The organism is Rhizobium sp. 18065 (genome assembly GCF_902706095.1).
Lineage (GTDB): Bacteria > Pseudomonadota > Alphaproteobacteria > Rhizobiales > Rhizobiaceae > Allorhizobium.
In genome coordinates this window covers 56,635-82,390 of record NZ_CACSJP010000010.1, presented here as the reverse complement: position 1 = coordinate 82,390, position 25,756 = coordinate 56,635, and the positions used below count along the sequence as shown (strand labels likewise).

The window sequence follows — 25,756 nt, the reverse complement described above, 5'->3', positions numbered from 1 at the left end:
CATGGCCAAACGCTCGCTCGACCGCCTGATCCGCCCGCAATCCATCGCCGTTTTCGGCGGTCGCGAGGCAAGGCGTGTCATCGAGCAATGCGACCGCATGGGATTTCCGGGTGAAATCTGGCCAGTGCATCCCAGTCTCGACATCGTTCTCGGCAGGCGCTGCTATCGCTCGGTCGACGACCTGCCGGCCACACCGGACGCTGCCTTTGTCGGCGTCAACAGGATGCTCACCGTCGAGATCATCCGCAAGCTTGCGGCAGTCGGGGCCGGCGGTGCGGTCTGTTATGCCTCGGGCTTCAGCGAAGCCGCTGGTGAATTTGCCGACGGCATCGCACTGCAGGCGGCGCTGGTCGAAGCGGCCGGCGCGATGCCGATCGTCGGACCGAACTGTTATGGCCTGATCAACGGCCTGGACGGCGCCCTGCTCTGGCCCGACCAGCACGGCATCATCCGCGTCGAAAAGGGCGTGGCGATCCTGACGCAGTCCTCCAACATCGCCATCAATCTGTCGATGCAGCGTCGCGGCCTTCCGATCGCCTATCTGATGACTGCCGGCAACCAGGCACAGACCGGCATCTGCGACCTGGCCATGGCGACACTCGAGGATCCGCGCGTTACCGCCGTCGGCCTGCATGTCGAAGGTTTCGACAGTCTCGCCTCATTGCAGGCTCTGGCTGATCGCGCCCGTGTATTGAAAAAGCCCGTCGTGGTGCTGAAGGTCGGAAAATCCGAACAGGCCCGAATGGCGACCGTTTCTCATACGGCTTCCTTGGCGGGCGGCGACGCTGTCGCGACGGCCGTCTTTGCCCGTCTCGGCATCGGTCGCGTGTCGACATTACCTGAACTGATCGAGACGCTGAAACTCCTGCATGTCGCAGGTCCGCTTTCCAGCAACAGAATATCGTCGATGAGCTGTTCCGGCGGTGAGGCTTCGCTTGTCGCCGACGCCGCCTGCAACAAAGCAGTAGAATTCTCGCCGCTCGAGGTCGGGCAATTGCCGGAGCTGCGCCAGAGCCTCGGCGATATGGTCACGCTCTCCAATCCACTCGACTACCACACATTTGTCTGGGGCGATTTCGACCGCCAGCGCCGGGCTTTTTCAGCGATGTTTCGCGGCAACTACGCCCTGAACCTGCTGGTGCTCGACCTGCCGCGCGCCGACCGTTGCGATGACACAGACTGGATCACGACGATCGACGCGGTGACAGCCGCGGCATCCGAAACAGGCGCAAGAGCCGGCATCATCGCCACCCTTCCGGAAAACATGCCGGAACACATTGCGCTTCGATTGATGGCGAACGACATCGTTGCATTTTGCGGGGTCGACGAGACCATAGCGGCAGCCGCGGTCGCAAGCGGCATCGGGGCGGCATGGCAAAAGCCGGCAGCAGCCCCGATGCTCGATGTCCGGCCGATTGCCGGTGACCTGGCAACCTTGAGCGAATTCGAAGCCAAGACGGAGCTTGCCAAATTCGGCGTAAATGTCCCCCAAGGTCTTGTGGCCGACAGCCCGCGACAGGCAGCAATCCACGCCACCCAGCTCGGTTTTCCGGTCGCGATCAAAGGTCTCGGCATCGATCACAAGAGCGAAGCGGGCGCCGTCATTCTCAACCTTTGCGATCATAAGCAGGTTGACCAGGCCGCCAACAGCATGGCCTCGATCACCTCCCGTTTTCTCATCGAGACAATGGTTGAACGGCCAGTCGCCGAGCTGATCGTCGGCGCCATCCGCGACCCCCTGGCCGGAATGGTCCTCACCCTTGGCGCAGGCGGAATTTTGGTTGAATTGCTTCAGGATTCAGCGATTGTCACGCTTCCGACGACAGAAGAGGCCATTCTGGAAGCGTTATCGTCCCTGAAGATCAAAAAACTCATCGACGGCTATCGCAACACAACCGCCGGCGATCTCGGCGCCACCGTGAAAACCGTCGCAGCAATAGCAGATTATGTCGTAAAGAACGCCGCAAGCTTGGAAGAACTCGACCTTAATCCATTGATGATCCTCAAGAATGGGCATGGTGCCGTTGCGGCAGATGCCCTCGTTCGGCGAAGGAGGTAGCATAGGTTGAACAGTCCGATCCGCACCCGGCGCGACGGTGGCATCTTCGAGGTCGTCATCGACCGTCCAAAGGCCAATGCCATTGACCTTGCGACCAGCCGCGAGATGGGCCTGATTTTCCGAAATTTCCGCGACGACCCGGATCTGCGCGTCGCGATCCTCACCGGAACCGGCGAGAAATTCTTCTGCGCCGGCTGGGACCTGAAAGCGGCAGCGGACGGCGATGCAGTCGACGGCGATTACGGCATTGGCGGCTTCGGCGGGTTGCAGGAACTGCGTCACCTGAACAAGCCGGTCATCTGCGCCGTCAACGGTATCTGCTGCGGCGGCGGACTGGAAATCGCGCTATCGGCCGACCTGATCATTGCCGCCGATCATGCAACGTTTGCCTTGCCGGAGATCCGCTCCGGCACGGTGGCCGACGCAGCCTCGATCAAACTGCCAAAGCGCATTCCCTATCATATAGCCATGGACATGCTGCTGACCGGCCGCTGGCTCGATTGCGCGGAAGCCCACCGCTGGGGCTTTGTCAATGAAATCGTCGCCGCAGACCAACTCATGGACCGCGCCTGGCAACTGGCGCGCCTGCTCGAAAGCGGCCCGCCGCTGGTCTATGCCGCCATCAAGGAAATCGTCCGCGAGGCAGAGGGCGAACCGTTCCAGACTGTGATGAACAAAGTCACCAAAAGACAGCTGGCAACGGTCGACGCGCTTTACGCGAGCGAGGATCAGAAGGAAGGTGCAAGGGCCTTCGCCGAAAAGCGAGACCCGATCTGGAAGGGAAAGTGAAAAGTGCGGCTGCAACCGTGCCATTTTCCCGCATGAAAAGACCAAGCATGGCCGGAAGAGGAAACCGACTCTGCTGAAGATCGAAGAGTTCTGTCAACTTACAATAACGAAGGAACAGGGGAATGACTGACTATTTGAACCACCTCGCCAAGGGCGGCCTTAGCCGCCGCGAATTCATGGGTCGCGCGCTTGCCGCCGGCGTCTCTCTGACCGTTGCAAGCCAATTGTTTGCCGACAGCGCCCAGGCGCAGGAGCCGAAGCGCGGCGGCCACCTGAAGCTAGGCCTTGAGGGCGGTTCGGCCACCGACAGCAACGACCCGGCCAAGTTCCTGTCGCAGGTGATGTTCTGCATCGGCCGCTGCTGGGGCGACATGCTGGTCGAATCCGAGCCGCTGACCGGCCAGCCGGTCCCGGCGCTCGCCGAAAGCTGGGAGCCTTCTGCCGACGCATCGACCTGGACCTTCAAGATCCGCAAGGGCGTCAAGTTCCACGACGGCAAGGATCTGACGATCGAAGACGTCGTGAAGACCCTGCAGCGCCACACCGACGAAAAGTCGGAGTCCGGCGCCCTTGGCGTGATGAAATCGATCAAGGAAATCAAGGCGGACGGCGGCAATCTCGTGCTGACCCTGACAGAAGGCAATGCCGACCTGCCATTGCTGCTGACCGACTATCACCTCGTCATCCAGCCGAATGGCGGCTATGACGATCCAAGCTCGGCAAACGGCACCGGTCCCTACAAGATGACCAGCTTCGAGCCCGGCGTGCGTGCCACGTTCGAGCGCAACAAGGAAGACTGGCGCACCGACCGCGGCTTCGTCGACACGATCGAGATCATCGGCATCAACGACGCCACGGCCCGTATCGCAGCCCTTTCGTCCGGCCAGGTGCATTACATCAACCGCGTCGATCCGAAGACCGTATCGCTGCTCAAGCGCGCGCCGACCGTTGAAATCCTTTCGACGTCGGGCCGCGGCCACTACGTGTTCATCATGCATGCCAATACCGCGCCGTTCGACAACAACGACCTGCGCATGGCATTGAAATACTCGATGGACCGCGAAACCATGGTCGAGAAGATCCTCGGCGGCTATGGCAAGGTCGGCAACGACTTCCCGATCAACGAGACCTATGCGCTCTTCCCCGAGGGCATCGAACAGCGCGCCTATGATCCGGACAAGGCCGCCTTCCACTACAAGAAATCCGGCCACAGCGGACCGGTCCTGCTGCGCACGTCTGACGTCGCCTTCCCGGGCGCTGTCGATGCCGCCGTACTCTACCAGGAAAGCGCCAAGAAGGCCGGCATCGAGATCGAGGTCAAGCGCGAGCCGGGCGACGGTTACTGGTCCAACGTCTGGAACGTCCAGCCCTTCTCGACCTCCTACTGGGGCGGCCGTCCGACACAGGACCAGATGTATTCCACCGCCTATCTCTCGACCGCCGACTGGAACGACACTCGCTTCCTGCGTCCCGACTTCGACAAGATCCTGCTCGAAGCCCGCTCCGAACTCGACGAGGCCAAGCGCAAGGAAATGTACCGCGACATGGCGATGATGGTCCGCGACGAAGGCGGCCTGATCCTGCCGATGTTCAATGACTTCGTGAACGCCGCCTCCAAGCAGGTGAAGGGCTACGTGCACGACATCGGCAACGACATGTCGAATGGCTATGTTGCCACCCGCGTCTGGCTCGACGCCTGATGACGGGCACTGGACCTTCCAAAGGTCCGGCCACGCCGAATGATGCGCCCGGGGCTGAAGAGCCCCGGGTCGCAATCATTGCGGGTGGACCGGCACTCCTGACGGGGAGCGGAGCAAAAGGCGCCACCGCCGGTGGCATTCGGCTCCTGCGCAGCCCCCTCGCATCGCTGATATTTCAACGCCTCGCCCTCAGCGTGGCGTTGCTGTTTGCCGTCTCCATATTGATCTTCGGCGGCGTCGAGGCGCTTCCCGGCGATTTCGCCACGACCTATCTCGGCCAGTCGGCAACACCACAGGCGGTCGACAACATCCGCAAGGATCTCGGCCTCGACAAGCCGCTGACCGAACGCTACCTCACCTGGCTCGGCGGCGCCGTTCAGGGTGATTTCGGCACGTCCTGGGCCAGCCGCAATTCGGTCAGCGAACAGATCGGCAAGCGGCTCGGAAACTCCCTTTTCCTCGCCTTCTTTGCCGCGATCGTCTCCGTGCCTCTCGCCATCGGGCTGGGCATGCTTGCCGTGCAGTACCGCAACCGCCTGCCCGACCGCATCATCAATATCGTCTCGTTGGCGGCGATCTCGCTGCCGGAATTCTTCATCGGCTATCTGCTGATCCTGTTTTTCGCCGTCAATCTCGGCATCGCGACATTCCCCTCGACCGTCTATGACAGCATGGGGTTCCTGGAGCGACTAAAGGCCATCGCCCTGCCCGTCACGACCCTGGTACTCGTCGTGCTTGCCCACATGATGCGCATGACCCGAGCCGCCATACTCAGCGTCATGTCCTCGGCCTATGTCGAGACCGCAGAGCTCAAGGGCCTGTCGAGCCTGCGCATCATCGCCCGCCACGCGGCTCCCAACGCCATCGCCCCCGTCATCACCGTCGTAGCACTCAACCTCGCCTACCTGGTTGTCGGCGTCGTCGTGGTCGAGGTGGTCTTCGTCTATCCCGGCATGGGCCAGTATATGGTCGACGCCGTGACCGTCCGCGACATGCCGGTGGTCCAGGCCTGCGGCCTGATCTTCGCCGCCTTCTACATCCTGCTCAACATGGCAGCCGATATCCTCGCCATACTGGCCAACCCACGGCTGAGGCATCCACGATGAGATTACGCTCCATCCCCCTCAGTGCCTGGGTCGGTATCCTTGGCATCGCCATCGCCATCCTCGCGGCGATCTTCGCCGATTTCATCGCGCCCTACGGCGAACGCGAAATCGTCGGCGACATCTGGCTGCCGATGGGAGGCGACTTCCTGCTTGGCACAGACAATCTCGGTCGCGATCTCCTGTCGCGCCTGATCTTCGGCGCCCGCACCACGATCAGCGTCGCGCTGGCGGCCAGCATCCTGTGTTTCTCGCTCGGCATGATCCTGAGTTTTACCGCAGCCGTCACCGGCGGCGTGGTCGATCAACTGCTGTCGCGTCTCAACGACCTGATGATGTCGGTGCCCGCCCTGATCCTGGCACTCGTTATCCTCGCCGTTCTGCCGCAGAACATCTTCATCCTGATCACCGTCATGGCGGTGATCGACTCGACCCGCGTCTACCGCCTCGGTCGTGCCGTGGCCCTCGATGTGGCGGTGATGGAGTTCGTCGAAGCCGCCAAGCTACGCGGCGAGGGCAAGATCTGGATCATCTTCCGCGAGATCCTGCCCAACACGCTATCGCCGCTTCTCGCAGAATTCGGCCTGCGCTTTGCCTTCTCGATCCTCTTCCTCTCCACCCTCTCGTTCCTCGGCCTCGGCATCCAGCCGCCGGCCGCAGACTGGGGCGGCATGGTCAAGGACAACAAGGACGGCATCATCTTCGGCATATCGGCCGCCCTCGTTCCCGGCGGGGCGATCGCTGCCCTGGCGGTCTGTGTCAATCTGGTCGTCGACTGGCTGCTCAAGCGCACGTCCAGCCTGAAAGGAGGACGCGGCGATGCATAATCTTCTGTCCGTCAAGAACCTGAAGATCGAGGCCACCAGCTATCCGCCAGGCGCGCCTCCCAAGCGGGTCACGCTGGTCGACAATGTCTCCTTCGACCTCGCCAAGGGCAAGGTGCTCGGCCTGATCGGCGAATCCGGCGCCGGCAAGTCGACCATCGGCCTCTCGGCACTCGCCTATGGCCGCGGCGGTGCGGAAATCACCGGCGGCCAGGTCCTGCTCGACGGAACCGACATCCTGCCGCTCGGCAAGAACGGCATCCGTCGGATCCGCGGCGCCCGCGTCTGTTATGTCGCGCAGTCTGCGGCTGCCGCCTTCAACCCGGCACACAAGCTCGGCAATCAGGTCATCGAGGCCACCGTCATGCACGGCCTGATGAGCCGCGAGGAAGCCCAAAAGCGTGCCCTCTACCTGTTTCAGGTACTCGGTCTGCCCAATCCCGAAACCTTCGGCGACCGCTTCCCGCATCAGGTCTCGGGCGGCCAGTTGCAGCGCGCCATGACCGCCATGGCGCTTTGCTCCAACCCGGAACTGATCGTCTTCGACGAACCGACGACGGCACTCGACGTTACCACCCAGATCGACGTGCTGGCCGCCATCAAGCACGCGATCGAGGAAACCAACACCGCCGCCCTCTACATCACCCACGATCTTGCGGTGGTCGCGCAAATCTCCGATGACATCATGGTCCTGCGCCATGGCAAGACGGTGGAATATGGCCCGGTTCAGCAGATCATCGAGGCCCCGCGCGAGGACTACACGCGCGCGCTGGTCAATGTCCGCCAGACGGCGCGCGACGAGGCGCCCGACCAGACGGACACTCTGCTCAAGGTCGAACATGTCAGCGCCCAGTATTCCAACGGCTTCAAGGTGCTGCATGATGTCTCGCTGCATCTGCCGAAAGGCCAGACGCTGGCCATCGTCGGCGAATCCGGTTCGGGCAAATCGACCCTTGCCCGCGTGATCACCGGCCTCCTGCCGCACACCGAAGGCTGCGTCACCTTCGATGGCAAGCAGATGCCCCCGGCATTGAAGAAACGCTCCCGCGAGGATCTGCGCCGCATCCAGCTGATCTATCAGATGGCGGATACGGCGATGAACCCGCGCCAGACCGTGCGCGACATCATCGGTCGGCCGCTGACCTTCTACTATGGCCTGCGCGGTGCCGCGAAGACTGCAAGGGTGAAGGAACTGCTCGACCAGATCGAAATGGGTTCGGGTTTCGTCGATCGTTATCCGGCCGAACTGTCTGGTGGCCAGAAGCAGCGCGTGGCGATCGCCAGAGCCCTTGCCGCCAAACCTGACCTCATCCTCTGCGACGAGCCGACATCAGCCCTCGATCCGCTGGTTGCCGAAGGCATCCTCAAGCTGCTGCTGCGGCTGCAGGAAGAGGAGCAGCTCTCCTATGTCTTCATCACCCATGACATCGGCATCGTCCGTGCCATCGCCGATTCCGTCGCTGTCATGCATCGCGGCAATCTGGTCCGCTTCGGCCCGAAATCGAAGGTGCTCGCGCCGCCTTTCGACGACTATACCGATCTGCTGCTGAAATCGGTTCCGGAGATGGAAATCGGCTGGCTGGAAAAGGTACTCGCCACCCGCAAGATGGCCAGCGCCGACAACTGAAGTCTCAATAGCCACCGGGCACCGTCAGCACCTCGGCTGACGGCGTCTGGAGAAAGTCGCGCACGGTGGCCGGAAGCTGCCGTGCGCCGAATGACAGCACGCCGCATCGCGACAGCATTTGCCGCTTGTCCGGATCCTGGCCGATATGCCGCCAGATCACCCGCGAAGCATAGGGCAGGTTTTCCTTGCGCCATGAAACCCCCATCGTCGTGCCACGCAGATAGACGCGCTGGTGCACGTCGAACGGCATCAGGATCGTCTGCGACATCATCGGCTGGCGGGTGATGCTGCGTTCCGTGATGAAGATGCGGTTTCGCCAGAAAGCGGCCAGGCCGACATATTTCGAATATTGCCGGATTTCGTTGTCGACATCGCGAATGCGCTCGATCGATTTGACATGCACTGATCCGTTTTCTTCCTGCAGCCGCGCACAGGAACAGACCACCAGCCCGGGCCAGGACAGAGACAGATGATAGGTCTGGAAATAGCCGAGGTGCCGGCGCAGCGCAGAGATATCTCCCGGCAATCCGTCGAGCAGATGGCCGCCATCGGCAAGCCGCCGGTCCGGCCGCTGCATGCGGGCGCGAAAGGCATCCGCCGAAAGATCAAAATCCTGCGCGGTCAGTCCGAAAAAGCCGGCAATACGCGCCAGATTATGTGCCGACGGCCGGGCTTCACCGGAAATGTAACGGTTGAACTGCTGCCTGTTCAGCCCGATGTCGCGGCAGATTTCCGAGATCGACCGCCGTGTCGCGCAGGCCAGCCGGAGATTTTCGATAAATACGTCACGGCCGGCCATGCATCAGTTCCTTTGCCTCGGTGATGGTAGCGTAAACTAGCGTCATAAAGCGTCAAGTCGCGAAATTGTAACGCCCGTGCGTACAGCTAGGCTCCCGGTCAACAAACCACAAAAAGGGGCAACCAAAATGCGTGACTTTACCAGGAATTCCGGCCTGCTCGACGCAGGCATCAACCGCCGCGGTTTCCTCGGTGGTACGACCGCACTCGGTCTCGCGGCAGGCCTTGGCGGCAATCTGCTTTTGCCGACCGGCGCCAGGGCGCAGGAACCCAAGCGTGGCGGTCATCTGAAGATGGGCCTCAAGGGTGGTGCTGCCACCGACACGCTCGATCCCGCCACATACAGCGCTTCCGTTCTCTTCGTCGTCGGCCATCTCTGGGGCGACACGCTGGTCGAATCCGATCCGAAGACCGGCGCAGCCCTGCCCTCGATCGCATCCTCCTGGGAACCCTCGGCCGATGCCTCGGTCTGGACCTTCAAGATCCGCAACGACATCGCCTTCCATGACGGCAGCAAGATGACGGTTGCCGACGTCATCGCGACGCTGAAACGCCATTCCGACGCCAATTCGAAATCCGGCGCACTCGGTCTGATGTCCTCGATCAAGACCATCGAGGACAAGGGTGGCGATCTGGTGCTGACCCTGACGGAAGGCAATGCCGACCTGCCGCTGATGCTGACCGACTATCACCTGATCATTCAGCCGGGTGGTGGCGTCGACAATCCGACGGCTGCGATCGGCACCGGTCCCTACAAGCTGAAGAGCTTCGATGCCGGTGTGCGCGCCACATTCGAGAAGAACGCTGAAGACTGGCGCTCGGATCGCGGTTATGTCGACAGCGTTGAAATCATCGTCATGAACGATGCGACCGCCCGTATCGCAGCCCTGTCGTCCGGCCAGGTACATTTCATCAACAATATCGACCCGAAGACCGTGCCGCTGCTCAAGCGCGCGCCGAAGGTCGAGATCATCCGCAATGCCGGCAAGGGTTTCTATTCCTTCCTGATGCATTGCGACACCGCACCGTTCGACAACAACGACCTGCGGCTAGCGCTGAAATATTCGATCGACCGCCAGGAAATCCTCGACCGCGTACTCGGCGGCTACGGCACAATCGGCAACGACTATCCGGTCAACAGCGCCTATGCGCTGGCGCCGGAAGGCATCGAACAGCGCGCTTACGACCCCGACAAGGCCGCCTTCCACTTCAAGAAGTCCGGCCATGATCGCCCGATCCTGCTCAGGACATCGGATGCCGCATTTGCCGGCGCCGTCGATGCAGCCGTGCTCTATCAGGAAAGCGCCAAGAAGGCCGGGATCGACATCCAGGTCCAGCGCGAGCCGGAAGACGGCTACTGGACAAATGTCTGGAACGTCCAGCCGTTCTGCGCCTCATACTGGGGCGGCCGCCCGACGCAGGACTCGCGCTATTCGACATCCTACCTGTCGACAGCCGAATGGAACGACACGCATTTCAAGCGCGAGGATTTCGACAAGATGCTGCTGCAGGCACGTTCGGAACTGGACGACACCAAGCGCCGTGAAATGTATCACACCATGGCCGTGATGGTGCGTGACGAAGGCGGCCTCATCCTGCCGGTGTTCAACGACTACATCATGGCCGCATCGACATCGCTGAAGGGCTTCGTCGAGGATATCGGCAACGACATGTCGAACGGCTATATCGGCAGCCGTGTCTGGTTCGACGCTTAAGACTTAGGGAACGGGGTTAAAAACATGTCCATACGCAGCTTTACCGTCATCGAGAACGAATGGATCGTCCTTGCCGACGGAACCCGGCTCGCCGCCCGCATCTGGATGCCGGGTGGTGCGAATGCCGACCCCGTTCCCGCCGTCTTCGAATTCCTGCCCTATCGCAAGCGCGACGGCACCAGCCCGCGCGACGAATCCACCTATCCGGTCTTTGCCGCCGCCGGCATTGCCGGTGTCCGCGTCGACATCCGCGGCTCGGGTGAATCCGATGGCGTGATCGACGGCGAATATACCGAACTGGAACTTGCCAATGCCTGCGAACTGATCGGCTGGATCGCAGAACAACCGTGGTCCAACGGCTCCGTCGGCATGATGGGCATCTCCTGGGGCGGCTTCAACTGCCTGCAGGTCGCAGCTCTTCGCCCGCCGGCGCTGAAAGCCGTGATCTCCATCGCATCCACCACCGACCGCTACAACGATGACATCCACTACAAGAACGGCACGCATCTCTCGGCCCAGCTCTCCTGGGCCGCGACCATGCTCGCCTATCAGTCACGTTCACCGGACCCCGAAATCGTCGGCGACCGCTGGCGCGAAATGTGGATGGAGCGACTGGAAAACGAGCCTTTCTTCATGGAGGAATGGCTCGCCCATCAGCGTCGCGACGCCTTCTGGAAACACGGTTCGATCGGTGAGGATTTCTCCGCCGTCGAAGTGCCGTCGCTGGTGATCGCGGGCTGGGCCGATGGCTATCGCAACACGCCGCTGCTCGCGGTCGAGGGCATGAGCGACCGGTCAAAGGCGCTGATCGGTCCCTGGGTGCATAAATATCCACATTTTGCCTGGCCCAAGCCCCGCGCCGATTTTCATGGCGAGGCGATCGCCTTCTGGAACCACTGGCTGCGTGGCGAGGAAAACGGCATCGAAAAGCTGCCGCAGGCACGCGCCTACATTCTCGAAGGACCGAAGCCCGCGCCGCGCCGCAATGTCGATCCCGGCTTCTGGGTCTCCAAGGAGACCTGGCAGCAACCGGAGATGCAGAGCTTTTATGTCAAGGCTTTCGGCACGCTCGCCGAAGGTCTGCCGATCCCGCATGCGCCGGCCCATGACGTCTATCTGAAATCGCCGCTCGATACCGGCACGGCCGCCGGTGAATGGTTCACCCTGAAGCCCGACGCCGAGCTTGCCGGCGACCAGCGTGTCGACGACGCCGGCTCGCTGACCTTCCAGACCGCACCGCTGTCGGCCGCGCATGATTTCCTCGGTCGGCCGGAACTTACCATAACGCTGAGCAGCGACGCACCCGTCGCCAACCTGATCGCCCGTATTGTCGATATCCATCCGGATGGCTCGGCGACGCGCGTCTCCTTCGGAGTGCTCAACCTCACCCACCGCAACGGCAATGGCGATCCGCAGCCGATGCAACCCGGAAAACCAACGCAGATCCGCATGCTACTCGACGCCTGCGGCTACCGTTTCAAGCCCGGCCATCGCATCCGCCTGTCGCTGTCGACCTCCTACTGGCCGATGATCCTTCCATCTCCGACCGATGCCGGCCTAACCCTCGACATCGCCTCGCTCGGCCTTGCAATGCCGAAGCTTGGCGCACATGACACGTTCGAAATGAAGCAACCGGATAATCCCGATCCACTGCCAACCTATATCGAGCACGCGCCGGGCAAGACCGACCGCAAGGTCGTCCGCGACATGTCAGCCAACCGCACAGACTATATCATCTATGAGGATACCGGCCTGTTTGAACATCCCGGCACCGGCCTGTCGACACGGCAGCTGCGCGACGAGACCTGGTCGATCTCGCCCGGTGATCCACTGTCGATGACCGGCACCTCCGTCTGGACCTGCGACATGCAGAGACCCGGCTGGTCGGTGCGCACGGTATCGACCTCTCGCATCGCCTGTACCGAGACCGAATGGCTGATCAGTGCGTCGGTCGTCGCTTATGAGGGAGAGACCCAGGTGTTTGAAAAGACCTTTCCGCAAAAGGCAATCGCCCGCGACCTCATGTAGCCGATGCCGACAGCGCCCGGATCGCGTCGATGGCGCGATCCGCATCCGCCGTCGGAACGAAGATATGGTCGTGGTAATAGGCCGCGACCACATTGGCGCTGATGCCTTCCTTCGTCAGCGCCGTTGCCATCGCCGCCGTCATCCCGACCGCCTCCAGCGACGAATGCACAGTGATGGTGATGCAGCGAAGAGGCGCACTGGCAGCAAGACCGGCCGTTTCGGCTGCCTCCCTCGGCAAGATCAGCGTCAGTCCTTCCGCCTCGAAGAACAGGCCGATCGGCTGCAGCGCAAGAGCATCGGCGAGCATGTCCGCCGGCACCGTCGCATAGACGAATTGGCCCTCGACCAGCATCGGCTCCAGGCTTGCCAGAAGGACGGCAAGATCGCTGATCCCGCGGCTCATCCGGCAATACCAGCCATGCGGACAATCGCGTCGCAAAGAACATCAAAGCCACGGCGCGCGCCCTCGCTCATGTGCCGGGCGCGTAGCCAGGCATGCACCATCTGCGGCTCATCGCGGACTATCGCCTCCACGCCGGCCTGTCTCAATCTCTCGGCATAGTGCCAGCCGTCGTCCCGCAGCGGATCAAAATGCGCCACCGTGATATAGGCTGGCGGCAGGTTGGCCAGCGAATGCGACAGAAGTGGATAAGCAACCTCATCATCCGCCGGCGCCTGAAGCACGGCGCGGTAGTAGGCCACATCCGCCGTTGTCAGTCCCGGTGCCTCGGCCATTTCCGCGTAGGATCCCGAAACCAGATCGCCGCCAAGCGCCGGATAGACCAGCGCCTGACCGACAATGCCGGACAGTCCTGCGTCTCGCGCCCGGATCGCCAACCCTGCGGCAAGATTGCCGCCGGCGCTGTCACCGATCAGAACGACTTGCTGCCCATCGGCCAACAGATGCGTCAGCACTGCAAAACAGTCATCCGTCTGCGCCGGCCAGACATGCTCCGGTGCAAGGCGATAATCCACGGACACCAGTTCGGCCCCGACATGTTCGGCAATCTCGGCGCAGATCGCATGATGGCTCTCAAGCGAGCCGACAACAAAGCCACCGCCGTGAATATAATAGAGCAGCGTTGGCGTGTGTATTTCGGACGGCGTGTATCGCCGGATCGCGACCGCCCCGATCCGGCCGTCTTCCGTCACCATGCCCTGCGGCAGAGGACGGTCGAAACGGGCACACAGAGCATCATACCAGCCGCGCTGCTGGGCGATCGAAGCCTCGACCGCATCCGGCGGATAGAACCCGTCGCAGACTTCCAGGAACTCCAGGATCGCCGCCTCGCTTGGGCGTGGCTGATGAAATGGCTTTTGATGAAGATCCATGAATGCGGCCTATCCTGGCAAACGGTCTTGAAATATCCGTATGATGCTAGGCGCTTTTGTCGCCGAAGCAACTCGCATCCGCTACATTCGGCAATTGATGCTGCGCATTGCCGCCGCTGGCTCTATAGTGCCGTAATACATGTGCCGGATGGCGACGACAGGAGATAGCGACATGAAAATTACCAAGGCAGGCTCTATCGCCTCGACGAAAGGCCCGGCCGAATATTTCACCGGGACAGTGCGCATCGACGCACGCTTCCAGACCGATGAACCCGCACGCGTCGGCACAGCCACGGTCACTTTCGAACCGGGCGCACGCACGGCATGGCATACCCATCCGCTCGGCCAGACGTTGATCGTGGTCTCGGGCATCGGCCTTGTCCAGCGGCAGGGCGACCCGGTCGAAGAAATCCGCCCCGGCGACATCGTCTGGTTTGCTCCCGGAGAAAGACACTGGCATGGCGCTTCACCCCATGTCGCGATGACGCATATCGCCATTCATGAAGCGCTGGATGGAAAATCGGTGGACTGGCTGGAGCATGTCACGGATGCCGAATACCAGCCGGCAGGTTGACACCAAGGCAAACCGATCAGGCTTTCGCCGTTTATCGGCGGAGTTACCGGGAATGGGCGAGGATCACCTCGAGGAACGCCTCGCCGTAGCGCTCCAGCTTTGATTGTCCGACGCCGGAGATATCGAGCATCTCCTCCTCATCGGATGGTCTCTCGGTGGCAAAGGCAACCAGTGTCGTATCGGGAAACACGACATAGGGCGGAACGCCGAGATCCTTGGCGATCTCCATGCGTCTTGCCCTGAGCGCCTGGAAGAGCTCCATATCCGCACCTTCCAGCCCTGCCTTGGCATTGGCCGAACTGACCGAAGACGACCGCGAGGCCTTGCCGGTCGTCGGGCGGTCCTTGCGGAAATGCACCTCGCGCTCGCGCTTGAAGACCGACCGCGCCTCCGGTTCGAGTTTGAGGGCGCCAAAGGCTGAATGATCGACGCTGACGAGGCCGGCGGCCAGAAGTTGCCGATACACCGATTGCCAGGTCTTCGACGCAAGCTCCTTGCCCGCCCCGAAAACCGGCATGTCGATGTGGCCGAAGCGGCTGGTCTTGTCGTTCTCGTTGCCGAGCAGAACGTCGATCAGATGGCCTGTACCGAAGCGCTCGCCGGTCCGGTAGACCGCCGCCAGCGCCTTGATCGCAGCCTCAGTCCCATCCCAGGTCTCGACTGGTTTCAGGCAGGTATCGCAATTGCCGCACTGGCCGCCATGCGCCTCGCCGAAATGCTTGAGGATCGCCTGGCGCCGGCACCCCGCCGTCTCGCAAATGGCGAGCAGCGCATTAAGCTTCGCCCGCTCGACCCGCTTGATATCATTGCCCGACGACCCCTCGTCGATCATCCGCCCACGCTGGATCACGTCGGCCATGCCATAGGCCATCCACACATCCGAAGGCAGTCCGTCGCGGCCAGCACGACCGGTTTCCTGGTAATAGGCCTCGACCGAACCCGGCAGGTCGAGATGCGCGACATAGCGCACATTCGGCTTGTCGATGCCCATACCGAAGGCGACAGTCGCCACCAGGCAAAGATCTTCCTCCTTCAGGAAGGCATCCTGGTTGGCGTCGCGCACAGCCCGCTCCATGCCCGCGTGATAGCCGAGCGCGTTGATCCCTTGCGTGTTCAGCCATTCAGCCGTGTCCTCGACCTTGGCGCGCGACAGGCAATAGACGATCCCGCTCGAGCCCTTGTGACGCGAGAGAAACCGCAATAGCTGCTGGCGTGGCTGATCGCGCTCAACGATTTCATAGGCAATGTTCGGCCGGTCGAACGAGGTAGTGAAAACTTCCGCCGAATGAAGCTGAAGCTTGTCGATGATGTCTTCGCGGGTATGCGGATCGGCGGTTGCCGTCAGCGCCATGCGCGGCACGCCGGGATACTCCTCTACCAGCCGTCCGAGCTCCCGATATTCCGGCCGGAAATCATGGCCCCACTGCGACACGCAATGCGCTTCGTCGATGGCAAACAGCGAAATCTTCGCGTTGCCGATCGTTTCCTTGAAGGCGGGCGTCACGATACGCTCTGGCGTGACATAGAGAAGATCGAGTTCGCCTCGGGCGATCGCTCGGCGCACCTCGATGAACTCTTCGCGCGACAGTGACGAATTCAGTGCTGCGGCGCGCACGCCCAACTGCTTCAGGGCCTCGACCTGATCGCGCATCAGCGCAATCAGCGGCGAGACGACGACGCCGACACCGCCCCGGCAGAGGGCAGGAATCTGGAAACACAACGACTTGCCGGCACCAGTTGGAAACAGCACGACGGCATCGCCACCGGATACCACCCGGTCGATCACCGCAGCCTGCTTGCCCCGAAAGGCAGGGTAGCCATAGACCCGTTTCAGAACGGAAACAGGGCTGTCCATTCCCTCGTTTTCGAACAGGGCAACGGTATGGCTTTCATTGTGCGGCATGGAATCGCTTTCTCGGCTGGGCAGCGACCCTGCCACAGATTGCATCACGTTTCGAGCGTCAAAGCTTCAGAGAGAGTGAGTCCGAATCAACATACCAAATACCAAATACCAAATACCAAATACCAAATACCAAAAAAGCAAATATTAAACACAATATCGATAGAAATCAGTACCGCCCAATTACAAAACACACAGAGAAAATTTAAACTCCAAACAACAAATTTATTTTATATTGACAATCGACATTAATATTAATTATATTAAAACAAAACAGCAATTGGTGAATAAAATGATAAAGCTTATCATGACATTATATGCTGAGATACTCACGCCAGCAGTGGCTGGAAGCGTGATATGGACATCATGCGAAATACTATACTCAATAAAATCAAATGAACCATCAATAATATTCCCATCAATAATAACTATTTTATTTCTATCTTCGTATATAGTTGTAGATCATTTATTGATAAAATCAGATAAATATTACACTACAAATCCGCTAGGAGTAATATTTGAAGGGATTCATTTGTTCTTTGTAGCGTTAATTGCGTTATCTATAAAAGAAAACATGGAAAATACCAAGGTGATTTTAACCGCATACCTGTGCATTATTATGATCGGTAATTTACTTGGCGTATGGGAAGTTAAAAACAACAATAGATTTTGGAATTTTTCATTGGTTTTTGCAGATATTATTGGGATTACCTTATTGCTCTATGGATGCAATATTGGAATTCGAGAACATTGGAATATTCCCGCCGGTCTCGTTACCTCACTTGCTGTTTGGCTGATTTGGGCCAAGCCACGAACTATGCACGAAATGATACACGGTATGCTAAGCAAATAGATTTGCTCGAAGCTATTTGCGCGCAACCATCACCAGGATTTCCACGCCAGAAGCAGGCCGCCATCGCTGGCCTCTGCCGCCTTGCAAGCGACCTCGACGTCCTCGAACGCAGCACCTCTCTTCAGGTTGGCTGCGACAAAACTGGAATCCGCCAAGGCAATCGAGCCCCCACGACCGATCAGGGTGAAAATCAACGGCCCGGTGGACCACCAGGCCGGCGCACCGGGCATGGTTTCGACAACCGATGACAGCACAGCGTTCAATCGTATAAGGGCTGGATGATGCGGCGGCGTTGCGATGAAGGAATTTGCCAGCAACACGCTGCCTCGTCCGGTATTGCGCGGGATATCTTCCGGCATCGCGGTCAATCCGGTCATCGGCAGCAGGTCGTGGAAGCTGATATCGGACCGCGCCGGATACCAGTCGCAATCCAGATAGATGCCCCCCTCCTGCTCCAGCAGCACGTAGCGTGCAACATCCACCGCTCCGGGATAATCGCCGTCTCGCAGCATCGCCTGATAGGCCGGATTGTCGGCAATCCCGGCCGCCTCGAGGTCTTCTTCCCGCCAGAGACAATAGCCGTAGCCATGTTTGGCCGCGTGCGTTTCCCAGGCAGCCGTCGACGGAGGAAGCGCGTTCGAACCGATCCAGATCTGGTGGATGACCGGAGGAATTGCCTGCCGGTTGGCCTCGGCGAGCTCGCGACGCTCTGCCGTGCTGAAATGCGCATGAGCCGCCAGAAGCTCGGGGTCCGGCACCAGATGAAATTGATAGCCGATGCGCTTGATCGCGTCGCCCTCGGCCTTGGCAAGCTTCAGCATCGCCGAATGCAGGCGCCGCGGCAAGCCAAGCGACGTCTTCGGTCCCATAGCCGCATGATCCGGGTCTGATGCCAGTGTATTGAGCAGGTCCCGCGCCGCGTCGAACGCCCCCGCATCGCGAAGGGTAGCGGCCTTTTCCAGGACACCGTTCAGTCTTTGCTTGGCTGGCATGTTGCAATCCTCAAGATATCGGCCGTGATCGATGCGCGGTACCTTGGGCACCTATCCTGTGCACATTGCCTGCTGGGACAAAAGCGGCACACAAGAAAGGCATGGACAGAAACGAAGCACACGCTAATCTCTTCATCAAGCAACATTATAAGCCGAATGCAGAAGCATCCAAGGGGCGAGAAGGCAAATATGAGTCCAAGCGAAATGCGCCCGTCAAAGGACCTGTTGCGAATTGAAAACCTGCACGTCTCGTTTTCGATCATGGGCGCAAGCATCACCGCCGTCAGAAATGCGAACCTGCGCGTTCTGCCGGGCAAGGTGACCGCACTGGTCGGGGAATCCGGATCCGGAAAATCCGTCATCAGCCAGACAGTCATGGGGCTTCAGGCGCCGACGGCAACGGTTTCCGGCCGGATCCTGTTCGACGATCCACTGTCGGATGGCGGCCAGATCGATATCCTTCCCCTTCCCCACGATGGCCCCAAGATCCGCTCGATCCGCGGTGGCCGCATGGGAATGATCTTCCAGGAGCCGATGACCTCGTTCTCGCCATTGCACACCATTGGCAACCAGATCGGCGAGGCGCTTCACATCCATAGCGGCCTCAAGGGCGCGGAGGTGCGCGAGCGCTGCGAGCACATGCTGTCGCGGGTGGGCTTCAGCGATCCGCGCAAGGTCTTCGACATGTATTCATTCGAACTGTCCGGCGGCATGCGGCAGCGGGCGATGATCGCGATGGCGCTGATCTGCGGGCCGGCCCTGTTGATCGCCGACGAACCGACGACAGCACTCGATGTGACGATCCAGGCTCAGATCCTGAAACTGCTGCGCGATCTCCAGGCCGAAATGGACATGGCCATCCTGCTGGTGACCCACGATCTCGGCGTCGTCGCCAATATCGCCGACGAAGTTGTCGTCATCTATCAGGGCGAGATCATGGAAGCCGGTCCCGTCGACACCATCTTCCGCCGACCGGAACATCCCTATTTGAAGGGCCTGATGGCAGCCATTCCGCATTTTGGCATGACGCGCGGCGACCGCCTGAAGCCCTTGCGCGAAATCAAGGTCAACCAGGAAAACCTGCTCGGCAAGAAATTCCAGGCCCGCTCCGGCCCCGACATCATTCTCAGGGTCGACAATCTCAGCAAGACATTCGAGACCCGCAAGGAAAACTGGAAACTGCCCGGCTTTGCCCGTGAAAAGGCCAAGACCAAGCCCGCGGTCGATGGCGTCGGCTTTGACATAAGGCGCGGTGAATGTCTGGGTCTGGTCGGCGAAAGCGGCTGCGGGAAAACCACAGTCAGCAAGATGCTGATGCGCGCCGTAGAGGCTGATTCCGGATCTGTCATCTTCGACGATGGCGACGGTCCGATCGATGTGTTGAACGCCAAGGGCTCGGAACTGCGGGCGCTGCGCACCAAGATCCAGATGGTCTTTCAGGACCCGCTGTCCTCGCTGTCGCCGCGCATGACCATCGGTGACATTCTCAGCGAACCGCTCGACATTCACGGACATGGCGACGTCGCGAAGCGCAAGATGGCGGTCAAGGCCCTGATCAAGGCAATCGGGCTCGACGAAGCCTCTCTGAACCGCTACCCGCACAGCTTCTCCGGCGGCCAGCGACAAAGAATAGGCATTGCGCGTGCGCTGGCGCTGGCTCCAAGTCTCGTCATTTGCGACGAACCGGTTTCCGCTCTCGATGTCTCCGTCCAGGCGCAGATCCTCAACCTGCTGAAAGACTTGCAGAAGGACCTCGGACTGACATACCTGTTCATTTCCCACAATCTGGCCGTTGTCGACTATATGGCCGACCGGGTGGCCGTCATGTGGGCCGGCCGCATCGTCGAAATCGCACCTAGGGAAGTGATCATGACCGCACCTGTCCACCCCTATACGAAAGCATTGCTGGATGCCGTCGCCTTCCCTGATCTGGACCGCCCGCTGAACTTCGCCACGGCTGGCCAGACCAGTTCCGTGTCGCGCGGCAATTGGGCAAAAGCATTCTGCGATAGCGACGAAGAGGATGTCATGGCACCGGCGGATCTTGGCGGTGGTCATTTCGTTCTCGCCCGCAAGAATGTCGACATTCGGGAACTGGCTCTGTGATCACGCGCCGAACCGCTCTCGGTATGCTGGCTTCCGCGGTTCTGCCCGGCGTTGCCCGCGCGGCCTACAGTCAGTCGGAGTATCTGACCGCCGCCGTCGAGGCCGGGCGATTGCCGGCCGTTGCCGATCGCCTGCCGAAACAGCCGCGCATGGTCGATCTGCATTCCATGGGACGCGTGCCTGGCCTGCACGGTGGCGCCGCCCGCATGTTGATCGGCGGCCAGCGCGACGTTCGGCTGATGCCGATCAATGGCTATTCCCGTCTGGTCGGATACGACGAACATCTACAACTGCAGGCCGATATTCTTCAATCCTTCACTGTCGAAGAAGAACGCATTTTCGAATTCCGCCTGCGCGAAGGCCACAAGTGGTCGAATGGCGATCCATTTACCGCCGAAGACTTCCGCTATTGCTGGGAAGACGTCATCCTCAATCGGGACATCCACAAAGGCGGCCCACCGGTTGATCTGCTGGTCGACGGCAAGCCGCCGCGTTTCGAGGTCATCGATCCGCTGACCATCCGCTACACATGGGACAGTCCGATACCGGACTTCCTGCCGAAACTGGCCTCTCCCATTCCGGTCGCGCTGGCGCTTCCTTCCGCCTATCTCCGGCAGTTCCACGCCAAATACCAGGACCCAAAGGCTCTCGACGATCTGGTTCGACACCACCGGGTTGACGACTGGCGGCTGTTGCACATCAAGATGTCGCGTCAGCAACGCCCCGAGAACCCGGATCTTCCCACCCTGGAACCATGGCATCCGACAATTGCGCCACCGGCCGAGCAGTTCATTTTCGAGCGCAATCCCTATTTCCACCGCGTCGATGAAGATGGCCGCCAATTGCCGTATCTCGACCGGCTCATCCTGAATGTCAGCTCGCCTGACATCATCGCTGCGAAAACGGCAACGGGCGAAAGCGAACTTCAATTCGTCGGCCTGGATTTCTCCGACTACACGCTTCTGAAGGAAGCGGAAAAGATCTATCCGCTGAAAGTGTCGCTGTGGAAGCGAACGCAGGGGTCCATGGTCTCGCTTCTACCAAACCTGAACTGTGTCGATGATGGCTGGAGGCAGGTGTTTCGCGACGTACGCGTACGCCGGGCAATGTCTCTGGCGATTGATCGCAACGAGCTCAACAAGGCGATTTTCTATGGGTTGGCCCAGCCAAGCGCCGATACGATCCTGCCGGAAAGCCCGCTTTTCAAGCCCGAATATGCCGCCGCATGGTCGTCTCACGACCCGGAGAAGGCCAACAAACTGCTCGACGACGCCGGGCTCAATCGCCGCGACGCTGCCGGAACCCGGCTTTTGCCGGATGGGCGACCCGCCAATATCATCATCGAAAGCGCCGGCGAAAGCACGCTGGAAACCGATGTGCTGGAACTCATCACCGACCATTTCCACAAGGTCGGCCTGTCGCTTTTCATTCGTACATCCCAACGCGACATCTTCCGCAGCCGCGCGATTGGCGGTCAGATCATGATGTCCGTATGGCAGGGCCTCGACAACGGCGTCCCGACCTCGGAAATGTCGCCCAGCGGTCTGGCGCCGAGTTCCGACGACCAGTTGCAATGGCCGCTCTGGGGCATGTACTTTGCCTCGGCCGAGACAAAGGGCAAGGCGCCCGACATGCCCGAGGTACAATATCTGGTCGACAGGCTGCGGGCCTGGCGCCAGACGACGACGGCCGAGGAGAGAACACGAATCTGGGGTGAAATGCTGTCCCAGTATACGCAGCAGGTTTTCAGCATCGGCACCGTCAACGGTGGCCTGCAACCAGTTGCAAGGTCGAGACGGCTGCGCAACATTCCCGACAAGGCGCTGTTCGGCTTCGATCCGACCAGTTATCTCGGTGTCTACATGCCGGACACCTTTTGGTACGATAGAGACGTGTGATCATGCTGCGATATATCCTATGGCGCATCGCTGTGATGGTCCCGACACTGGTCCTGATTTCCATGCTGGTTTTCACGATCATTGAACTGCCGCCCGGCGACTATTTCGAAAGTTATGTTTCCGAGCTTCGCGCCATGGGTGAAGCCGCCGACATGGCCGAGATCGAGGAGTTGCGCGCCCGCTACGGCTTCGACCGCCCTCCCGTTCTGCGCTATATCCATTGGGTTGGCGGAATGCTGGTCGGCGACTTCGGCTATTCCTTCGAATACCGCCTGCCTGTCTCGGATGTTGTCGGAGACCGGCTGTGGCTGACGGTGCTGGTGTCGTTCGTGACGATCATCTTCACCTGGCTTCTGGCCTTCCCGATCGGCATCTATTCGGCCACACATCAGTATAGCTGGGGCGATTACGGCCTGACGTTTCTCGGTCTGATCGGCATTGCCGTGCCGAATTTCATGCTCGCTCTGGTGATGATGTATTTCGCCAATATCTGGTTCGGCGTTTCGATCGGCCACCTGATGGACCGCGAATATCTCAATGCGGCGATGAGCTGGGAAAAATTCCGCTCGATCCTGTCGCATATCTGGATACCGGTGATCATCATCGGCACGGCAGGCACGGCCGGCATGGTCCGCCGACTTCGTGCCAATCTTCTCGATGAACTGCACAAGCAATATGTCGTGACCGCAAGGGCAAAGGGCCTGCACCCGTTGCGGGTCCTGCTGAAATATCCCCTGCGCATGGCGCTCAATTTCTTCATTTCCGACATCGGATCGATCCTTCCGGCAATCATTTCCGGCGCTGAAGTCACCGCGATCGTCCTGTCGCTCGAAACGACAGGCCCGATGCTGATCAAGGCGTTGCAGAGCCAGGACATGTATCTCGCCGGTTCGTTCCTGATGTTCCTGGCCTTCCTGACCGTAATCGGCGTGCTGGTGTCTGACATCGCGCTGGCGATACTCGATCCGCGCATTCGTCTGGGTGGAGGGAGCCAGAAATGAACACACCCCTTCCCGAACCAGGCGCACCGATGGGACACTATGTCTCGAGCGCCGCATTCGATCCCTACGCCGCAGAACGCAAGGTCGAGGAACTCAAGCACATCGCCCAGGCATCACAGTTCCAGCTGATGTGGTGGCAGTTCCGCCGCCACAAAATGGCGCTGTTTTCCGGGATTTTTCTCATCCTGGTCTATGTGAGCATTCTGTTCAGCGAGTTCCTGGCGCCTTACAACCTGCACACCAAGAATATCGATTTCATCCACACCCCGCCGCAGACAGTCCGCTTCATGCATCAGGGCAATTTTGTCGGACCTTTCGTCTATGGCCAGCGCATGACGCTCGACATGGACACGCTGAAGAGGGTCTATATCGACAATACCGACGATGTTCAGCAGCTGCGCTTTTTCTGCCGCGGCGATGGCTACCGGTTCTGGAATCTGGTGGACGCAAACCTGCATCTGGTCTGCCCGGCCGACGGAGGCCAGCTCTTCCTCCTTGGCACCGACCGTCTCGGTCACGACATGCTGTCGCGCATCATCTATGGCGCGCGCATATCGCTGACGATCGGCATTCTGGGCGTGATGATGAGTTTTGTCCTCGGCATCGTCATTGGCGGACTTGCCGGCTATCACGGCGGCATTTTCGACCTTCTGGTCCAGCGTGTCATCGAGGTCCTGCAGTCGATCCCGAGCATCCCGCTATGGATGGCGCTGGCAGCGATCATCCCGGTGACCTGGAGCCCCATCCTCGTCTATATCGGCATCACCGTGATTCTCGGCATGCTGGACTGGACCGGACTTGCACGCGCGGTTCGCTCGAAGCTGCTGTCGCTTCGCGAGGAAGACTATGTACTGGCAGCGCAGGTGATGGGCGCCGGCAGCGCCCGCATCATCCGCCGCCATCTTGTTCCCGGCTTCATGTCGCACCTGATCGCCAGCGCGACCCTGACCATTCCCGGAATGATCCTTGGCGAGACCGCCTTGAGCTTCCTCGGCATCGGCCTGCGCCCGCCGATCACCAGCTGGGGCATCCTCCTGACCGAGGCACGCAGCGTCAACATTATTGCACTTTATCCCTGGCTATTGTTCCCAGTGGTGCCTGTCATCCTGGTTATTTTGGCTTTCAATTTTCTTGGTGACGGTCTACGCGATGCGGCCGACCCCTATAAGTGAAACGGAATTTCGATGCGCAGGAATCCTCCCAGCACTCTTGCGGCTTCCAGTGGAGCCGAGGGACTTCGTTCATGACGCGCAGTTTTGAGCAAGGCCGCATCCTGATGTACAGCCATGACACGTTTGGTCTCGGGCACCTTCGCCGGTGCCGGACCATTGCCCATGCGCTGGTCGAGGAATATCGCGGCCTCAACGTGCTGATCATTTCCGGTGCAACGATTGCCGGTGCCTTCGATTATCGCGCCCGCGTCGATTTCGTCAAAATCCCGAGCGTCATCAAGCTGCGCAACGGCGAATACACATCGCTTGAGCGTCATATCGATCTCGAAGACACGTTGAACATGCGGCGTTCGATCATTCGTCACACCGCCGAGACGTTCAAACCCGATATCTTCATCATCGACAAGGAGCCCATGGGTCTGGGCGGCGAGGTCGAGGAAACCCTGGCCTATCTGAAGGGACGCGGAACCAGGCTGATCCTCGGCCTGCGCGAAGTGATGGACGCGCCGCATCTGCTGGAGGCGGAGTGGAAGCGCAAGGATGTCATGCAGAAGATCGAACGCTTCTATGACGACATCTGGGTCTATGGCCCGCCGGATTTCTACGATCCCCTCGTCGGTCTCGACGTGCCGGCACCGGTGCGTGACAAGATGAATTTCGTCGGCTTCCTGCAGAGAAGCGCACCGCATCAGGATCGCTCGCTGCATCAGCCGGATGGCGACTACATCCTTGTCACCACCGGCGGCGGCGGTGACGGCGCTGATCTGGTCGAAGACGTCATCCAGGCCTATCAGCAGGACCCGACCCTGACCCACAAGGCGCTGATCGTGCTCGGCCCCTATATGCCGGCCGAGCAGCGCATCATGTTTGCGAAGAAGGGTGCTGCCATTCCGCATATCGAGGTGATCGAATTCGACACCCGTATGGAAGAGCTGATCGCCAGCTCCAAGGCGGTCGTGGCGATGGGTGGCTACAACACCTATTGCGAAATTCTCTCCTTCGACAAGCCAGCGCTGATCATCCCGCGCGTGATGCCGCGCGAAGAGCAGTTGATCCGCGCAACCCGCGCGGCCGAACTTGGCCTGATCGATATGCTCAGGCCGGAAGAATCCCGGGATCCGAAGCGCTTGGCAGCCGCGCTGCAGGCGCTTCCAAGCCGCCAGCCGCCGTCAAGCAACAGCGCCGTTCTGCGCCTTGAGGGCCTGAACAATATCACCCGCATGGTCGGCAGCGAGCTGACCCGGCGCGAATTGATCCCAGCCATTGCAGAAGAGGCCCAATAGGT

General features: G+C 60.2%; 20 protein-coding genes. 15 read left to right on the top strand and 5 right to left on the bottom strand.

Translation table 11 applies throughout. The features are described 5' to 3' along the window. The first annotated feature begins 1 nt into the window (after window position 1). The 6 genes from GVK95_RS20375 to GVK95_RS20350 all read left to right on the top strand — a co-directional run bounded on the left by GVK95_RS20375 (window position 2) and on the right by GVK95_RS20350 (window position 8,102). Window positions 2-2,059, top strand: coding sequence for an acetate--CoA ligase family protein (locus tag GVK95_RS20375; protein ID WP_159952523.1), 2,058 nt, complete (start codon window positions 2-4; stop codon window positions 2,057-2,059). A 6-nt stretch (window positions 2,060-2,065) separates the two neighbouring features. Then, window positions 2,066-2,848, top strand: a complete 783-nt coding sequence (locus GVK95_RS20370) for a carnitinyl-CoA dehydratase (RefSeq protein WP_159952522.1) — start codon at window positions 2,066-2,068, stop codon at window positions 2,846-2,848. 122 nt (window positions 2,849-2,970) lie between these two features. Then, window positions 2,971-4,548, top strand: coding sequence for an ABC transporter substrate-binding protein (locus tag GVK95_RS20365; protein ID WP_159952521.1), 1,578 nt, complete (start codon window positions 2,971-2,973; stop codon window positions 4,546-4,548). Next, window positions 4,533-5,654 carry an ABC transporter permease gene (locus GVK95_RS20360; RefSeq protein WP_159952612.1) on the top strand — a complete coding sequence of 374 codons (1,122 nt, stop codon included), beginning with the start codon at window positions 4,533-4,535 and terminating at the stop codon, window positions 5,652-5,654. The genes GVK95_RS20365 and GVK95_RS20360 overlap by 16 nt, the downstream gene beginning before the upstream one ends. Next, window positions 5,651-6,478, top strand: a complete 828-nt coding sequence (locus GVK95_RS20355) for an ABC transporter permease (RefSeq protein WP_159952520.1) — start codon at window positions 5,651-5,653, stop codon at window positions 6,476-6,478. Before GVK95_RS20360 ends, GVK95_RS20355 begins: the two co-directional genes overlap by 4 nt. Then, window positions 6,471-8,102: an ABC transporter ATP-binding protein gene (locus GVK95_RS20350; protein WP_159952519.1), complete on the top strand. Its 1,632-nt coding sequence runs from the start codon at window positions 6,471-6,473 to the stop codon at window positions 8,100-8,102. Before GVK95_RS20355 ends, GVK95_RS20350 begins: the two co-directional genes overlap by 8 nt. Window positions 8,103-8,106: 4 nt before the next feature. Here GVK95_RS20350 and GVK95_RS20345 read toward each other — a convergent pair whose 3' ends face one another. Further along, window positions 8,107-8,901, bottom strand: a complete 795-nt coding sequence (locus GVK95_RS20345) for a helix-turn-helix transcriptional regulator (RefSeq protein ID WP_159952518.1) — start codon at window positions 8,899-8,901, stop codon at window positions 8,107-8,109. Window positions 8,902-9,028: 127 nt separating this feature from the next. Here GVK95_RS20345 and GVK95_RS20340 point away from each other — a divergent pair, with 127 nt between their 5' ends. Both GVK95_RS20340 and GVK95_RS20335 read left to right on the top strand, forming a co-directional pair. Continuing rightward, window positions 9,029-10,615, top strand: coding sequence for an ABC transporter substrate-binding protein (locus tag GVK95_RS20340; RefSeq protein WP_159952517.1), 1,587 nt, complete (start codon window positions 9,029-9,031; stop codon window positions 10,613-10,615). A 24-nt stretch (window positions 10,616-10,639) separates the two neighbouring features. Beyond that, window positions 10,640-12,643, top strand: coding sequence for a CocE/NonD family hydrolase (locus GVK95_RS20335; protein WP_159952516.1), 2,004 nt, complete (start codon window positions 10,640-10,642; stop codon window positions 12,641-12,643). Here the strand turns inward: GVK95_RS20335 and GVK95_RS20330 are convergent. Then, a complete protein-coding gene (locus GVK95_RS20330) occupies window positions 12,636-13,046 on the bottom strand; it encodes an ACT domain-containing protein (RefSeq protein ID WP_159952515.1) in 411 nt (136 codons plus the stop codon). The two genes, GVK95_RS20335 and GVK95_RS20330, sit on opposite strands and share 8 nt — an antisense overlap. Then, window positions 13,043-13,975: an alpha/beta hydrolase gene (locus tag GVK95_RS20325; protein WP_159952514.1), complete on the bottom strand. Its 933-nt coding sequence runs from the start codon at window positions 13,973-13,975 to the stop codon at window positions 13,043-13,045. Before GVK95_RS20325 ends, GVK95_RS20330 begins: the two co-directional genes overlap by 4 nt. Window positions 13,976-14,147: 172 nt before the next feature. On the opposite strand from GVK95_RS20325, the gene GVK95_RS20320 reads away from it, so the two are divergent. Then, window positions 14,148-14,549, top strand: a complete 402-nt coding sequence (locus GVK95_RS20320; protein ID WP_159952513.1) for a cupin domain-containing protein — start codon at window positions 14,148-14,150, stop codon at window positions 14,547-14,549. Window positions 14,550-14,592: 43 nt separating this feature from the next. Here GVK95_RS20320 and recQ read toward each other — a convergent pair whose 3' ends face one another. Next, the gene (recQ, locus tag GVK95_RS20315; protein ID WP_159952512.1) at window positions 14,593-16,452 is read right to left on the bottom strand and encodes a DNA helicase RecQ; all 1,860 of its coding nucleotides are present in this window, start codon (window positions 16,450-16,452) and stop codon (window positions 14,593-14,595) included. A gap of 289 nt (window positions 16,453-16,741) precedes the next feature. On the opposite strand from recQ, the gene GVK95_RS20310 reads away from it, so the two are divergent. Next, on the top strand, window positions 16,742-17,302 hold the full coding sequence (locus tag GVK95_RS20310; protein WP_159952511.1) for a hypothetical protein: 561 nt from the start codon (window positions 16,742-16,744) through the stop codon (window positions 17,300-17,302). 29 nt (window positions 17,303-17,331) lie between these two features. Here GVK95_RS20310 and GVK95_RS20305 read toward each other — a convergent pair whose 3' ends face one another. Further along, complete coding sequence (locus GVK95_RS20305) at window positions 17,332-18,294, bottom strand: glycosyltransferase (RefSeq protein ID WP_159952510.1); 963 nt, start codon at window positions 18,292-18,294, stop codon at window positions 17,332-17,334. A gap of 204 nt (window positions 18,295-18,498) precedes the next feature. Between GVK95_RS20305 and GVK95_RS20300 the strand changes: the two genes are divergently transcribed. From GVK95_RS20300 to GVK95_RS20280, 5 genes are all read left to right on the top strand, one after another. Next, window positions 18,499-20,400: an ABC transporter ATP-binding protein gene (locus GVK95_RS20300; RefSeq protein WP_200844346.1), complete on the top strand. Its 1,902-nt coding sequence runs from the start codon at window positions 18,499-18,501 to the stop codon at window positions 20,398-20,400. Then, window positions 20,397-22,298, top strand: coding sequence for an ABC transporter substrate-binding protein (locus tag GVK95_RS20295; RefSeq protein ID WP_159952508.1), 1,902 nt, complete (start codon window positions 20,397-20,399; stop codon window positions 22,296-22,298). Before GVK95_RS20300 ends, GVK95_RS20295 begins: the two co-directional genes overlap by 4 nt. Window positions 22,299-22,300: 2 nt before the next feature. Then, complete coding sequence (locus tag GVK95_RS20290; protein WP_159952507.1) at window positions 22,301-23,299, top strand: ABC transporter permease; 999 nt, start codon at window positions 22,301-22,303, stop codon at window positions 23,297-23,299. Then, complete coding sequence (locus tag GVK95_RS20285; protein WP_159952506.1) at window positions 23,296-24,471, top strand: ABC transporter permease; 1,176 nt, start codon at window positions 23,296-23,298, stop codon at window positions 24,469-24,471. The genes GVK95_RS20290 and GVK95_RS20285 overlap by 4 nt, the downstream gene beginning before the upstream one ends. 71 nt (window positions 24,472-24,542) lie before the next feature. After that, the gene (locus tag GVK95_RS20280; protein ID WP_159952505.1) at window positions 24,543-25,754 is read left to right on the top strand and encodes a glycosyltransferase family protein; all 1,212 of its coding nucleotides are present in this window, start codon (window positions 24,543-24,545) and stop codon (window positions 25,752-25,754) included. Window positions 25,755-25,756: the final 2 nt, after the last annotated feature.

What these genes read in the sequence shown, in the direction of transcription:
- GVK95_RS20375 (WP_159952523.1), top strand. Translation starts at nt 2, where the DNA reads ATGGCCAAACGCTCGCTCGACCGCCTGATCCGCCCGCAATCCATCGCC.
- GVK95_RS20365 (WP_159952521.1), top strand. Translation starts at nt 2,971, where the DNA reads ATGACTGACTATTTGAACCACCTCGCCAAGGGCGGCCTTAGCCGCCGC.
- GVK95_RS20355 (WP_159952520.1), top strand. Translation starts at nt 5,651, where the DNA reads ATGAGATTACGCTCCATCCCCCTCAGTGCCTGGGTCGGTATCCTTGGC.
- GVK95_RS20350 (WP_159952519.1), top strand. Translation starts at nt 6,471, where the DNA reads ATGCATAATCTTCTGTCCGTCAAGAACCTGAAGATCGAGGCCACCAGC.
- GVK95_RS20345 (WP_159952518.1), bottom strand. Translation starts at nt 8,901, where the DNA reads ATGGCCGGCCGTGACGTATTTATCGAAAATCTCCGGCTGGCCTGCGCG.
- GVK95_RS20340 (WP_159952517.1), top strand. Translation starts at nt 9,029, where the DNA reads ATGCGTGACTTTACCAGGAATTCCGGCCTGCTCGACGCAGGCATCAAC.
- GVK95_RS20335 (WP_159952516.1), top strand. Translation starts at nt 10,640, where the DNA reads ATGTCCATACGCAGCTTTACCGTCATCGAGAACGAATGGATCGTCCTT.
- GVK95_RS20330 (WP_159952515.1), bottom strand. Translation starts at nt 13,046, where the DNA reads ATGAGCCGCGGGATCAGCGATCTTGCCGTCCTTCTGGCAAGCCTGGAG.
- GVK95_RS20325 (WP_159952514.1), bottom strand. Translation starts at nt 13,975, where the DNA reads ATGGATCTTCATCAAAAGCCATTTCATCAGCCACGCCCAAGCGAGGCG.
- GVK95_RS20320 (WP_159952513.1), top strand. Translation starts at nt 14,148, where the DNA reads ATGAAAATTACCAAGGCAGGCTCTATCGCCTCGACGAAAGGCCCGGCC.
- recQ (WP_159952512.1), bottom strand. Translation starts at nt 16,452, where the DNA reads ATGCCGCACAATGAAAGCCATACCGTTGCCCTGTTCGAAAACGAGGGA.
- GVK95_RS20310 (WP_159952511.1), top strand. Translation starts at nt 16,742, where the DNA reads ATGATAAAGCTTATCATGACATTATATGCTGAGATACTCACGCCAGCA.
- GVK95_RS20305 (WP_159952510.1), bottom strand. Translation starts at nt 18,294, where the DNA reads ATGCCAGCCAAGCAAAGACTGAACGGTGTCCTGGAAAAGGCCGCTACC.
- GVK95_RS20300 (WP_200844346.1), top strand. Translation starts at nt 18,499, where the DNA reads ATGCGCCCGTCAAAGGACCTGTTGCGAATTGAAAACCTGCACGTCTCG.
- GVK95_RS20290 (WP_159952507.1), top strand. Translation starts at nt 22,301, where the DNA reads ATGCTGCGATATATCCTATGGCGCATCGCTGTGATGGTCCCGACACTG.
- GVK95_RS20285 (WP_159952506.1), top strand. Translation starts at nt 23,296, where the DNA reads ATGAACACACCCCTTCCCGAACCAGGCGCACCGATGGGACACTATGTC.
- GVK95_RS20280 (WP_159952505.1), top strand. Translation starts at nt 24,543, where the DNA reads ATGACGCGCAGTTTTGAGCAAGGCCGCATCCTGATGTACAGCCATGAC.